A 13115-nucleotide genomic window follows, 5' to 3' on the forward strand; every position below is an offset into this window, starting at 1 on the left:
GCGCTCACCGTGAGTGGCCGCGGCTCACTCGAGATCGGCCCGGCCGCTCGTCGCACTGCGAACCCGATCACGAAGCGCCTCTGCGTCCGCGCGCGGGACGCGTACGTCGAAGGTGACTGTGGCCTCGTAGTCGGCGTCGAACTCGTGACCCTCACTTTCTAAAATCGAGCGAACCGTTCCCGAGTCGTCGTACTCGACGGTGATCGACAGCTGCTCGTGTGGCTGTTCTTCGACGACGCCCGCCGCCTCGACGGCCTCTTTGACCGCCCGGGAGTAGGCCCGGACGAGGCCACCGACGCCGAGGTTCGTGCCGCCGTAGTAGCGGGTCACGACGACCGCGCAGTTCTCGAGTTCCTGCTGGGTGAGCACGTTCAGCGCCGGTTTGCCGGCCGAGCCCGATGGTTCGCCCTCGTCGCTTGCGTACTCCCGGAGGAAGTACCCCTCGCCGTCATCTCCGGTCCGCACGCGGTAGGCGGGAACGTTGTGGGTCGCATCGGCGTACTCAGCTTTGATGGCGTCGATGAACGCCTCGGCAGCATCGACGGAGTCGACCGGCCGGACGTGGCCGATAAACTCCGAGCCCTGAACGACGAACTCGGCAGTGGCGGCCTCGGCGACTGTCAGATATGCGTCGCTCACTGCCGCTCACCTCTCGAGTCGGCTCCCCACTGTCGGCGCTCGAGACTGGCCATAGCGACACTTTTCCGGCCGGTGAAAAGAGCCCGTCGGTCCCCTCGTCTGGCGGCTGCAGATGGGCCGCCAGGTATGTTTCGCCCCGACCAGTACGTTATTATTTCTCTATGTGGTGTGTGGGCATATGGAAAGCGAGGCGATCGATTCCCAACTCGCGGACGAGCTTCGAAGCGTCTGCCGGACGACGGTGGGCGACGAACTCCGTAGTATCACGTACTTCACTGAGGACGTCGTCGAGCAACTGTATCTGCGCTCGGATCTGGAGCGAACGGCCGACCTCGTCGGCTTTGCCGACCACGAACGGCGGGGCTTTCACTCGCAGTCGGCCTACCGCAACACGCAACTCGGTGACTATCAGGCGACGATTCGGCTGTTCGAAAACGGCTACCTCTCGCGGGTCATCCGGGGACCACACGGCGTTTGGGTGACGACCGACGCCATGTCGATCGACCGCTTCGAGGAACTGACGAGCGCGCTCGAGACGGTGCTCACCGACTTCGCGGCTGTCGCCGACGCCGAGGCTGCCGACGACTGAGACGGACTCCTGTCAGTCAGTGCTGGTGCAATCGTAACCCGTACTGCGGGCCCACCGAGATATCGGGACAGCAGACCGTCTGAGCGACTGGCGGCTACTGCAACTCGATCTTCCGGACGAATTCGAGGTCGCGGAGTTCGGTGATGACATCGCCCGGGAGTTCCTCGTCGGTAATCAGGTAGAGTCGGGGTTGATCGGTGAACTCGGGGTCTTCGCTGATCGTCTGGCGGATCGAGATCCCGTTGTCGGCGAGCGTTCCCGTTACCTCGGCGACGATTCCCTCTCGTTCGGCGTCGTCGGGCGTGATCGTCAGCACCGTCAGGTCGAGCACTGGCGCAAGGTCCATTAGACTCGGCACTTGCGAGATGTTCTGGAAGATACGTCGGAGGTCGGGATCCTCGAGGATGACGTCGGTCGTCGAGTCGACGACCCGTCGATCGATGCCGATCTCGCGAGCGATTCCCGTGTTCGGAATTTCGATGCCGCCAGAGACGACGCGCCCGTCGTCGTTGACGGAGAACCCTCGCTCGAGCAGCAGGCGGATCACGGCCTGCTGACTTGGCGACCCCTCGAACTTCTCCATGATCTCGTCGAACATCCGTTGTCTCCTCTACGAGTGCGTGGGTATAATGTCCGGCGATCGATCGTGCGCGTGGCCCCACCGCGACGGGTCGTGATCCACAGCCGATCCCGTGTCGACACCGGCGTCTGACGGATGCTTTTAGAACTCGGCCACGTGATCAGTCAGTATGCGCGAACTTCGGACCTGTGACTTCTGTGCCGCCGACGCCGTCGGCACGTTCGAAATCGTCCCGCCCGAACTCGAGCCGACGGAGGCCGAACAACGCCGCGTCGTCTGCTGTCCAGACTGCCGGGATCGACTCGAGACACTGCTCGAACCGCTGCTCGTCCGCCTTGGGATCGCGGATTCCGACGCGACCGACGACAGCCCACCCACACACGATTCGGTCGTCACCGCCGCCGACAGCGCGACGACCCGGTCTCGCTCCGCGTCGGCGAACTCGAACGCGACCGTCACGGACGTTCCCACCGACGAGACGGCCGCTCACGACATGTCAGCGGCAGACCCTTCCGACAACGAGGTCGATACCGACGCCAGCACGTCCGACACAGACGCCGATGAGTCCGATCCGAACGCCAACGAAGCCGATTCGGACGCGCCGAACCTCGAGGGCGGTATCACGCTCGAGCGCGACGAGCAACCGGACGACACCGGCTCAGACGGTGCGGACGCGACCGACAGTGCCGACACGCCACCCTCGTCGGCGAGCCCGCCGCGGGCCTATCGCAAGGTCATTCGACTCCTCCGAAACCGCGAGTTCCCCATGCAACGACGTGCCGTCGAGGAACTGGCTGCGGGAGCCTACGACCTCGAGAGCGACGAAGCCGAAGCGATCGTCGAGTACGCGATCGAGGACGGCGAGTTCGTCGAAAACCGAGGGGAGCTGCGCCGCCCGTAACACATCGGCGGTCGCGAGCCGCTACAGCGTGCCCTTCGTGCTCGGCGTTCCTTGCCGTCGCTCGTCGATTCGGGTCGCATCGTCGAGGCTCCGGGTCAGCGCCTTGAACAGCGCCTCGACCTCGTGGTGGGCGTTCTCCCCGCTGACCGCGAGGTGCAGCGTCAAGCCGGCGTTCATCGCCAGCGACTCGCCGAAGTGACGCGCCATGTCGCTGGTAAAGTCGCCGATCTGCTCCTGGGAGAACGTCCCGTCGAAATAAAAGCGCGGCCGGCCGCTCACGTCGACGACGGCGCTTGCGACGGCCTCGTCGAGGGGGACTTTCCGGTCGGCGTACCGGACGATCCCAGCGCGATCGCCCAGCGCCTCATCGAACGCCTCGCCGAGGACGATCGCCACGTCCTCGACCGTGTGGTGGTCGTCGACCTCGAGGTCGCCGTCACACTCGACCTCGAGATCGAACAGACCGTGTTTGGCGAACGACGTCAGCATGTGATCGAAGAAACCAATGCCGGTGTCGATCGCGGCCGTTCCGGTCCCGTCGATCGTCAGCGTACACTCGATCGACGTTTCGGCCGTCTCGCGCGTGCGGGTCGCCGTTCGCTCGCTCATGTCGAACGCATACCGTCCCCGGTACAAGGCGGTTGCGCTCGCTGCCCAGCGACACCAGTTCGAACCTCTTCTCTTCTCTGTTCGACACGAATCCAAGAAACTCTCTCAAAATCAGTTATAAAATGTCTTGACGCTTCTTACACGGTATAAAAACATTACCCTGATTACAACATTCACGTAAAACGGACCGAAACCGAGCCAATCTTCGACCCGTTATATGGGCCCTGTGGTGAATGGTGTGTTCAAGAAGAGGTGCTCCGTCCCGATGTCAAACTCCCCCGTTTCGAACGACTCGATCGCCCCGTCGAGCCCTGAGCCGGAGGCCAAGCGCGATCGGTCGAACTGGATCCTCCGTTCGCTCAAGGGCCCAACGCAGTTTCTCTCGTTCTGGGCCGCGATCGCGCTCCCGTTCGTCCATCTCCCGCTGCTCACACAGGGGCTCGGTGATCCCGACGTGACGCTGGCATTTTTCCTCTTGCTCGCCGCCAACGTCTTCGCTCTCTACGTCGGTCACGGATACAAACAGGAGTGAGCCGGTCGTCTCTTAGTCAGTGCCGACCGGGTCACCGACTCATACGGTCTGGTGGAACGATTTACCGGCCGACCGCGACCGTTCCGCAGATGAACGAGAACCAGTGACAGGAACCCGTATCAGCCTCGGCTGTGTCGGAACCCAGTGACAGCCGTCCATTGCGTCGTCTCCTCACTCCGAACTGTTATCCTGCCCGCCGTTGACATGTCGATAGATGGCGCTTCGCGTCGATTGGCGCTCGAGTTGTAGCCTCGCCGGGACGGTCCTCAAGTGGCTCTCGGTCCCGACGGTCGCGCCGCTTGCCCTCGCCATCGTCGACGGGGACGATCCGCTACCGTTTCTTGTCATGTTCGCCGTCACCGTCGTCCTTGGGACCGGCCTTGAGTCACTGACTGACGACCGCGAGATCGACCAGCGGGAGGCCTTTTTGATGGTTGCGCTGACGTGGCTCGGCGTCGCGCTGGTCGGGGCGATTCCGTTTCTCATCGCGGGGACGGGCGTGTTCGCACGGCCGGTCAACGCCGTTTTCGAGAGCATGAGCGGCGTGACGACGACTGGCGCGACCGTGATCGCTGATTTTGGGGTTCACTCCCGAGCGCTCTTGCTCTGGCGGGCGCTCCTCCAGTGGCTCGGCGGCCTCGGCATCCTGATCGTCGCGATCGGCCTGTTCTCACATCTGCTCGTCGGCGGTGCCCAGCTGATGGAGACCGAAACCCAGACTCGAAGCGTCCACAAACTCCATCCCCACCTCGACCAGACGGCTCGTCTCATCTGGGGACTGTACGTCGGATTGACGGTCCTGACGACGGTCGTTCTCTTTGCCTTTCACCTCGCCGGCCTCGCACCCGAGATGGACCTCTACAACGCCGTCGCACACGCCCTGACCAGCGTCTCGACTGCTGGCTTCTCGCCACAGCCCGACAGCATCGGCGCGTTCTCGCCGCTCGTCCAGTGGACGCTCATCCCCGTCATGATCGTCGGCGCGACCAACTTCGTGGTCCTGTATGCCGTCACGCAGGGCGATCTCCGTCGGCCGCTCGAGTCCGCCGAGTTCCGGTTTTATATCGGCATCCTCGCGTCAGTCACGACGATCGTCATCGTCACCCTCGCGCTCGATCCCGATATTGCGATGGGGCTCGAGCCGACGATCCGTCATGGCTTGTTCAACGTGGTGTCGATGGTGACGACGACGGGGTATGCCTCGGCGAACTTCGATCTCTGGTCGCCCGGTGCAAAGCACATGCTGTTTCTGTGTATGTTCACCGGCGGGATGGCCGGCTCGACGACGTGTTCGATCAAGTCGCTGCGCTGGCTGGTGGTCCTCAAGGCGTTCCGCCGAAACCTGTTTCTGGCCGTTCACCCGGACGCCATTCGCCCGCTTCGACTCGACGAGACGGTGGTCAACGAGGAGACTGTCCGTGACGTCTTCACGTACGTCACCCTCGCGCTGGTCATCTTCTTCCTGTTGACAGTCGTCATTGTCGTCGATGCCGCCCGCGTCGGCTCCCCGGTCAACGAGTTCGACGCGCTCGGGGCGGCCGCCTCGATCTTCCTCAACATCGGTCCCGCGTTCGGCGTCGCCGGTCCGTTCGACAACTACCTCGCGTTCTCGCCGCTGACCCGAACCGTGATGATCGTCATGATGTGGATCGGTCGCATCGAAATCGTCCCCGTGCTCGTCCTGTTGACCCCCGAGTTCTGGGAGCGCTAAACGCCGGGGCTGTAGATGGTCCGCTCACGGTTGCACTGCGACCACTGAGCGAAGCGTCCTGCTCGAGTCGCCAGTCCCGTCTAGTCGTCTTCCTCGATCGCAGCCTGTGCGTCGGCGAGCGTGAACGCACCTTCGTACAGCGCGCTGCCGACGACGACTGCGGCGGCACCGGTCTCTGCAAGCGCTCGGACGTCCTCGAGCGTCGCGACACCGCCGCTGGCGATCACCGGGATGTCGGTCGCGTCGACCAGCTTGCGGACGGGCTCGGTCGCGACGCCCTCGAGTTGTCCCTCGACGTCGACGTTCGTAAAGAGGATCGCGGCGGCCCCGAGATCGTCGTAGTGTTCGGCGGCCTCGACCGGCGAAATCCCCGCCCCTTCGGTCCACCCTTCGACGACGACTTCGCCGTCTTTTGCGTCGAGGCTGACGACGACGCTGTCGGGATATTCCTCGCTGATCTCGGCGACGATGTCTGGGTTTTCGACCGCTGCAGTGCCGAGGATGACCCGGTCGACGCCGCGCTCGAGGAGATCAATCGCGTCGTCGGCGGTGCGGATCCCGCCACCCAGTTGGGTCGGCACGTCGACGGCGTCGATGACCGCATCGATGGCGTCGGCGTTCGCGCGCTCGCCCTCGAACGCGCCGTCGAGGTCGACGAGATGCAGCGTCTCGGCACCGGCGTCGATCCACCGCTGGGCGGCCTCGACGGGCTCGCCGTAGGTCTTCTCGGTGCCACGTTCCCCCTGAACGAGTTGGACGACCTCGCCGTCCTGAATGTCGACCGCTGGGATCACCTCGAACTCTTCGCGCGCGTCGTCGGCGTCGGTGTGCATACTCGAGTGCGCGAGGCCGGCGCGAGTAAAGGCGACGGTTTCGCCGACCGCCATCGCCACGACACTGTCCTCACTCTCGGCAGAATCGTTACAAGTGTGGTCGGTGTCGGTCGCCCTATGCCGGTGTCGGCGTGCGATTTTATCGCACAGACGACTGTCTCTCAACCCGACTTGACGACGGACGCGCTCGTCGTCTTTGGCGTCGTCGGCCTCGCGCTCGTGCTCTTTCTCACCGAGCGGTTGCCGATCGACGTGACTGCGATCCTGCTGATCGTGATCTTGGTCGTGCTCGAGCCCTGGACGGGCGTCGATCCCGCGACCGGCATCTCGGGCTTTGCGAACGAGGCGACGATCACCGTGCTGGCGATGCTCATCTTGAGCGGTGGCATCAGCCGAACCGGCCTCGTCCAAGAACTCGGACGGCGGATGGCTGGGTTCGCGGGCGACAGCCTTCGCAGACAACTGTTCGCGACCGTCGCCGCGACCGGCCCCGTGTCGGGCTTTTTGAATAATACGCCGGTGGTCGCCCTGCTGGTACCGGTCGTCACCGACGTCGCGAACCGCGGGAACACGTCGCCATCGAAGCTGCTCATCCCGCTGTCGTACGCCTCACAGATGGGCGGGATGCTCACGCTGGTCGGTACCTCGACGAACATCCTCGCCAGCGACGTCAGCGCACGCCTCGGCTCCCAGTACCCCGAACTGCACCGGTTCTCGATGTTCGAGTTCACGAAACTCGGCATAATCGTCGTCCTCGTCGGGTCGCTGTATCTGATCTTCGTCGGCCACTACCTGCTTCCCGAGCGCGTCCCGCCGCGGGCGGACTACCTCGAGGCGTACGACGTCGAAGATTACGTCGCCGACGTCGCCGTCGTACCGGGTTCCCCGCTGGTCGGCCAGACGGTCCGCGAGGCGACCGCCCTCCTCGGGTCCGATGTCGACATCGTTCAGGTCGTCCATGACGAGGCCCGATCGGTCGCGCCCCGGCAGGCGACCCGACTGGCAGAAGGCGACGTCCTCGTCGTTCGGACCGACCGCGATGCTATCGCGACGCTCGAGGCCATCGAGGGCGTCGAACCGGTCGGTCGCGCAACCGCCGTCGACGACCTCGCAGCGCCGGCTGAAGCGGGCATCATCACGGAACTGGTCGTCTCGCTCGACTCGCGGCTCGTCGGTGAACGGCTCGACCCCGAACGCTTCCGCGAGGAGTTCAACGCAGCCGTCCTCGGGCTTCGCCACCACGGCGAACTCGTCGGCGAGCGCATCGTCGGTACGCACCTCGATGTCGGTGACACGTTGCTCGTCCAAGCACCACCGGACACGCTCGATCGCCTCGCCCGCCGTGATGACGTGATCGTCGCGCGCGAGCCACCCCGACCCGACTATCGCGCGGACAAAGCCCCGATCGCGGTCGCCATCATGATCGGCGTTGTCGCCGTCGCCGCTCTCGAGCTCTACCCGATCCTTGTGGCCGCGCTCGCGGGCGTCGTCGCGATGGTCGTTACCGGCGTCTTAGAGCCCAACGAGCTCTACGACGCCGTCGAGTGGGACATCATCTTTCTGCTTGCTGGTGTGATTCCATTGGGGATCGCGCTCGAGCAGACCGGTGGCGCGGCGTATCTCGCCTGGCTGGTCGTCCAGTCGGCGGGGTTCCTGCCGACGATCGTCGTGCTGTGGCTGTTCTACGTTCTGACCGGGCTGCTCACGGAGGTTATCAGCAACAACGCCAGCGTCGTCCTCCTGCTTCCGGTCGCGGCGGCCGCGGCGACGGGCATCGGCGCAAACCCGTTCGCGTTCGTGCTGGCGGTGACCTTCGCCGCGAGCACCGCCTTTCTCGGTCCGATCGGCTACCAGACGAACCTCTTTGTCTACGGCCCCGGCGGCTATCGGTTCAGCGACTATGCGCGGATCGGTGCGCCGCTGCAGTTGGTGCTGTCGATCGTCACCGTACTCGGGATCGCCGCCTTCTGGGGGGTGTGAGCGTCTTTGGTCGACCCGTCGCAGCGCTCGAGGCTCTGAGACACTCGTGTAATTATGGTAATGTGTCAGATGATGGCAACACTTATTTTACGAGCAGCGGTGTACTGTCGGCCGATGGTCGAAACCGTGCTGTTGGTCGGAGTCGTCGCGTCGATTTTCGTTGGCTTCAACATCGGCGGGTCGTCGACGGGGATCACGTGGGGACCGTCCGTCGGTGCCGGGATCGTCACGAAGACGACGGCGGCGGCAGTCATGACGTTCTTCGTCTTCTTCGGGGGCTGGACCGTCGGTCGGAACGTGATGGACACGCTCAGCGAGGGGATCATCACGACGGATCTCACCCTGACGGCCGGCGTCGCTGTGCTCTTTTTTATCGGCTTAGGGATGCTCATCGCCAACGTCTTCGGCGTCCCCGTCCCGACGTCGATGACGACCGTCGGCGCGATCGCCGGCCTCGGACTGGCGACCGGAACGCTCAATTACGAGACGGTCGCGGGGATCGTCTCCTGGTGGATCGTGACGCCGATTATCGGCCTCTGGGTCGGCGTGCTGATCGGCCGCTACATCTATTCGTGGGTCAATCGACGAGTGAACATCGAGAAGTCAGAAGGACCGTTGCTGCGTCTCGATCGGCGTGGCGCGGTTCCGACGCCGACACTGGGCCCGAATACGACGGGACAGGAGTTCGTCACGACGTTCGTCGTTCTCGTGATCGGCTGTTACATGGCGTTCAGTGCCGGCGCGAGCAACGTCCCGAACGCCGCCGCACCGCTGGTCGGGACCGCCAGCGGACTGGATGCCGACACCGCGATCATCCTCGCTACGCTCGCGATCGGCCTCGGCGGCTTCACCATCGCGCGGCGAACGATGGACTCCGTCGGCGGCGAACTGAGCGACATCCCACTACTCGCGGCGCTGTTCGTCATGGTGACCGCGTCCACGATCACGACGCTGCTCTCGTGGGCCGGCATCCCGATCAGCCTCGTGATGGCGACGGTGATGACGATCGTCGGCATCGGCTGGGGCCGGGCGACCCGTCCGATCACGGTCCGCGAGGCGGTCACCCGCGACGTCGAGAACCCCGAGATCGAGTTGGGTGCCATCGTCGCCGAAGAGAAGGCAGGCGAGACGGCACCCGAAATCGGCGAGCCCGAGACAGAAGCCGTGCTTCGCGGCGAGGATCTCTTCAACCCCCGCGCGATCATCAAGTACGTCTCGATGTGGATCATCGGCCCGTCGATGTCGACGATCCTCGCGTACGGGTTCTTCTCGATCCTCCCGGGTGTCGCCTGACGGAAACTTACATCGCTCGAGAGCGTAACTCCGTGCATGCTCTCGAAGATTCTGGTTCCGATGGACGACTCCGAACACGCCGGCCACGCCCTCGAGTACGCCCTCGACAACCATCCCGACGCCGCAGTCACCGTCCTACACGTCGTCGGCGTCCCGTCGATGATGATGGGCGAGGCGGTTGGCCTCTCGCTCGAGGACGACCTAGACGAAGCCGCAGCCGAGCGCGCCGACCCGGTCTTCGAACGCGCTCGCGAGATCGCAGCCGACCGCGACCGCGAGATCGAAACGGTCGTCGGCATCGGCCATCCGGCTCGAAACATCAATGACCGTGCCGAGGAGTACGACACGATCGTCCTCGGCAGTCACGGCAAAGACTGGACCCGTGCGACGCGCCAATTCCTGGTCGGCAACGTCGCCGAGACGGTCTCGAAGCGGTCACCGGTCCCGGTGACCCTCGTCCGCTGAGACGGTCTGCTGTCGCTGTGTCTCGGCCCAGCCATGCCGAGGTGTGGACCCGCCGGAATCGATTGACAGGTGTCCGGTGACGTCTCGAGTCCGTTCGCGCCCCTAGGTCTCCGACTCGTCCTCGACCGACTCCTCGATGATCTCCTCGAGTTCGTCCTCTCGAGGACGGCGGTCGACCCGCTCGCTGATAGCCTCGACCTTCGTCTGGACGTCTTCGACCTGTTCTTCGACCGTTTCACCGACGGTCTGCTCGACGGTTTCTTCGACCTGTGTCTGAACGTCTTCGACCTGTTCCTCAACCGTTTCGCCGACGGTCTGTTCGACGGTTTCTTCGACCTGTGTCTGAACGTCTTCGACCTGTTCTTCGACCGTTTCGCCGACAGTCTGCTCGACGGTTTCTTCGACCTGTATCTGGACGTCTTCGACCTGTTCCTCGACCGTTTCGCCGACAGTCTGTTCGACGGTTTCTTCGACCTGTGTCTGGACGTCTTCGACCTGTTTCTCGACCGTCTCCTCGACGGCTTTGGTCATCCAGTCCGGATCGAACCGGGCCATCTTCCAAACGACGTGCAGGACGTACGAGGAGAACACCCCGACACCGAACGCGAGCCCGACGGACGTGTCGAGCGTCGCTATCAGGCCGATCGAGAGAACGATCAACGCGCCATACGCGAGGTCGATGACCGCGTCGACGCGAGCCGGATTCAGCATCGTCGACCGTCACCCGGCTGGGCTGGCTCGAGGCGATCCGCGCGTCGGCCGATCGCAGTTCGCACCGCGCCGTCGAGGGGTGTGTCTCGTCGGTTCCGTCGGAGACGGAAGTCCTGCTCGAAGCACATGATACCGGACCGTACGGTAGGTACAGTTGAAATTCTTTGGCTGGGAGTCGCGAGGATGGCGGTCTCGAACCGGGTCGGCCGACTTCGGGGCGAACTGGATCGCTCGAGCGATGGCGGTGACGCGGGTGCGACTATCGGTGATCACGGCAGACAGAGCCATTTTTACGGTCACACCGGTAGAGTTCCATGTGTGACGGAAGTACTGCTTATCGTAGGGATCCTCACCGCGATCTTCGTCGGCTACAACATCGGTGGCTCGACGACCGGCCCGGCGTTCGGCCCGGCCGTCGGCGCGAACGTGATCACGAAGGTGATGGCCGCCGGACTGATGTCGGTTTTCTTCTTCCTCGGTGCCTACACCATCGGCCCGAAGGTCGTCACCACGCTCGGCGAGGAACTCGTTACCGACACCGCTATCTTTACCCTGCGGTCGAACGTCGCCGTGCTCTTCTTTATCGGCGGCGCGCTATTCATCGGCAACTACGCGGGTGTCCCCGCCTCGACATCGATGACTGCGGTCGGGGCGATCGCCGCACTGGGGATGGCGACCGGCGAACTCAACTGGGACGTACTCGGTGAGATCGTCGTCTGGTGGGTCGTCGCGCCGATCGTCGGCTTCTGGGTGGCCGGCGTGGTCGGGCGATACTTCTACCCTCGGATCAACGCCTGGGTCGCCATCGAGGAGAAAGAGGGCGGCCGACCGATGGTCTCGATCAATCGATCGGGACTCGTCCCCCGGCTCCAGTTCGGCGTCGACGCCGACCGCCGGGAGATTACCGGTGCGCTGACCGTCGTCGCCATCGGCTGTCTGATGGGCTTTTCCTCGGGAACGAGCAACATCGCCAACGCGATCGCGCCGATCTACGGCACCGGCGACGTCGACATGACGACGCTGATCCTGATCGGCTCCGCAGCGGTTGCCGTCGGTTGCTTTACGATCGCCCGCCGCACGCTCGATACGCTCGGCAACGACATCACGAACCTCCCGCTGACGGCGGCGATCGTCGTCGCCGTCATCAGCTCGGGGATCGTCATCGGCCTCTCGTCGATCGGCGTCCCGGCGAGTTTCGTCGTCATCGCGACCATGAGCATCGTCGGCCTGGGCTGGGGCCGGGCCACCCGAACGACGACGCTGTCCGGCGTCCGTGCCGGCGAGGAGACCCGCGTCTCGGTCGGTGCGCTGACCGCCGAAGAGGAGGGCGAACGCTCTCCCGAAATCGGCGAGGAGGAACCCGAAGACATCCCGCAGGCGTCGGACCTGTTCGATCCCTCGACGACTGCCCGCGTCATCCTCATGCAAAACGTCGTGCCGGCGATCTCGACGGTCGGTGCCTATCTGACGTTCCGGTTCCTGCCGATCTTCGGGTTCTGATCGGAGCCGGCCGACGTGATCGACACTGTGCATCCGAACCCGGCAATCGTTTCGCTCGACTGGCCGTTCGTGGGAAGAGTTCCCCGTTTCTCTCCCCTGGTCAACGAATCCTGTCTGTCTTGAGTTCGAATCGATCGATCCTGACTCAAAGACGATTGAGGTCTGAACAGCAAGCTATACCAGTACGGCGCTCGAACCGTGAAGTGATGCCCACGGTAGAATACCTCAACTACGAAGTACTGGACGACCAGGGCTGGGACATGGACGACGACGACCTCTTCGAGCAGGCCGCTGACGCTGGCCTCGACGAGGAGGACTACGGCTCGCTCGACGTCGCCGAGGGCGAATACATCCTCGAGGCGGCCGAGATGCAGGGCTACGACTGGCCGTTCTCGTGCCGCGCCGGTGCCTGTGCGAACTGTGCAGCGATCGTCAAGGAAGGCGAGATCCAGATGGACATGCAGCAGATCCTCTCCGACGAGGAAGTCGAGGACAAGAACGTCCGTCTGACCTGCATCGGCTCGGCCGAGACCGACGAGGTCAAGATCGTCTACAACGCAAAGCACCTCGACTACCTGCAGAACCGCGTCATTTAAACGGCACGCACCGCGTCGCGTGACGGCTGCCCCGCGGTCGGGGTAGTTTCTTGTTCACTGAGTCCTACTGCTTAGCCTGTCGTCTCGTTATTTAACCGCACCCGTGCGGTGACGATCATCACTGCGTCTCTGATCGCCGAATCGCGGTTGCGAGCCACTCCGGTTGGGATGGAAGT

The 13115-nt window shown here is 63.9% G+C and carries 14 protein-coding genes; 9 read left to right on the top strand and 5 right to left on the bottom strand.

Features of this window, described 5'->3' with window-relative positions:
* Positions 1 to 24: 24 nt before the first annotated feature.
* The gene (locus BDK88_RS04490; RefSeq protein WP_130499346.1) at positions 25 to 639 is read right to left on the bottom strand and encodes an IMPACT family protein; all 615 of its coding nucleotides are present in this window, start codon (positions 637 to 639) and stop codon (positions 25 to 27) included.
* A 178-nt stretch (positions 640 to 817) separates the two neighbouring features.
* On the opposite strand from BDK88_RS04490, the gene BDK88_RS04495 reads away from it, so the two are divergent.
* On the top strand, positions 818 to 1228 hold the full coding sequence (locus tag BDK88_RS04495) for a DUF7522 family protein (protein WP_130499347.1): 411 nt from the start codon (positions 818 to 820) through the stop codon (positions 1226 to 1228).
* Between the two features lie 94 nt (positions 1229 to 1322).
* Here BDK88_RS04495 and BDK88_RS04500 read toward each other — a convergent pair whose 3' ends face one another.
* Positions 1323 to 1826, bottom strand: coding sequence for an amino acid-binding protein (locus BDK88_RS04500; protein WP_130499348.1), 504 nt, complete (start codon positions 1824 to 1826; stop codon positions 1323 to 1325).
* A 151-nt stretch (positions 1827 to 1977) separates the two neighbouring features.
* Between BDK88_RS04500 and BDK88_RS04505 the strand changes: the two genes are divergently transcribed.
* Positions 1978 to 2709, top strand: coding sequence for a hypothetical protein (locus BDK88_RS04505; RefSeq protein ID WP_130499349.1), 732 nt, complete (start codon positions 1978 to 1980; stop codon positions 2707 to 2709).
* Between the two features lie 21 nt (positions 2710 to 2730).
* Here the strand turns inward: BDK88_RS04505 and hisB are convergent, their stop codons facing one another.
* Positions 2731 to 3318, bottom strand: coding sequence for an imidazoleglycerol-phosphate dehydratase HisB (hisB, locus tag BDK88_RS04510; RefSeq protein WP_130499350.1), 588 nt, complete (start codon positions 3316 to 3318; stop codon positions 2731 to 2733).
* Positions 3319 to 3583: 265 nt separating this feature from the next.
* Between hisB and BDK88_RS04515 the strand changes: the two genes are divergently transcribed.
* The gene (locus BDK88_RS04515) at positions 3584 to 3850 is read left to right on the top strand and encodes a hypothetical protein (RefSeq protein ID WP_092933426.1); all 267 of its coding nucleotides are present in this window, start codon (positions 3584 to 3586) and stop codon (positions 3848 to 3850) included.
* A gap of 214 nt (positions 3851 to 4064) precedes the next feature.
* Positions 4065 to 5561: a TrkH family potassium uptake protein gene (locus tag BDK88_RS04520; RefSeq protein ID WP_130499351.1), complete on the top strand. Its 1497-nt coding sequence runs from the start codon at positions 4065 to 4067 to the stop codon at positions 5559 to 5561.
* A gap of 80 nt (positions 5562 to 5641) precedes the next feature.
* On the opposite strand, the gene hisA is transcribed toward BDK88_RS04520, so the two are convergent.
* Entirely contained in the window at positions 5642 to 6394 is a 753-nt protein-coding gene (gene hisA, locus BDK88_RS04525; protein ID WP_130499799.1) for a 1-(5-phosphoribosyl)-5-[(5-phosphoribosylamino)methylideneamino]imidazole-4-carboxamide isomerase, read from the bottom strand.
* A gap of 117 nt (positions 6395 to 6511) precedes the next feature.
* Here hisA and BDK88_RS04530 point away from each other — a divergent pair, with 117 nt between their 5' ends.
* From BDK88_RS04530 to BDK88_RS04540, 3 genes are all read left to right on the top strand, one after another.
* Positions 6512 to 8374, top strand: a complete 1863-nt coding sequence (locus tag BDK88_RS04530; protein ID WP_130499352.1) for an SLC13 family permease — start codon at positions 6512 to 6514, stop codon at positions 8372 to 8374.
* A 114-nt stretch (positions 8375 to 8488) separates the two neighbouring features.
* The gene (locus BDK88_RS04535; protein WP_130499800.1) at positions 8489 to 9667 is read left to right on the top strand and encodes an inorganic phosphate transporter; all 1179 of its coding nucleotides are present in this window, start codon (positions 8489 to 8491) and stop codon (positions 9665 to 9667) included.
* Between the two features lie 36 nt (positions 9668 to 9703).
* Positions 9704 to 10132, top strand: a complete 429-nt coding sequence (locus BDK88_RS04540; protein ID WP_130499353.1) for a universal stress protein — start codon at positions 9704 to 9706, stop codon at positions 10130 to 10132.
* 102 nt (positions 10133 to 10234) lie between these two features.
* Here BDK88_RS04540 and BDK88_RS04545 read toward each other — a convergent pair whose 3' ends face one another.
* Positions 10235 to 10843, bottom strand: coding sequence for a hypothetical protein (locus BDK88_RS04545; protein WP_130499354.1), 609 nt, complete (start codon positions 10841 to 10843; stop codon positions 10235 to 10237).
* A gap of 318 nt (positions 10844 to 11161) precedes the next feature.
* Between BDK88_RS04545 and BDK88_RS04550 the strand changes: the two genes are divergently transcribed.
* Together BDK88_RS04550 and fer are read left to right on the top strand one after the other, a co-directional pair.
* Entirely contained in the window at positions 11162 to 12343 is a 1182-nt protein-coding gene (locus BDK88_RS04550; protein ID WP_130499355.1) for an inorganic phosphate transporter, read from the top strand.
* 206 nt (positions 12344 to 12549) lie between these two features.
* Positions 12550 to 12939, top strand: coding sequence for a ferredoxin Fer (gene fer, locus BDK88_RS04555; protein WP_130499356.1), 390 nt, complete (start codon positions 12550 to 12552; stop codon positions 12937 to 12939).
* Positions 12940 to 13115 lie beyond the last annotated feature (176 nt).

The organism is Natrinema hispanicum (assembly GCF_004217335.1).
GTDB classification, from domain to species: domain Archaea; phylum Halobacteriota; class Halobacteria; order Halobacteriales; family Natrialbaceae; genus Natrinema; species Natrinema hispanicum.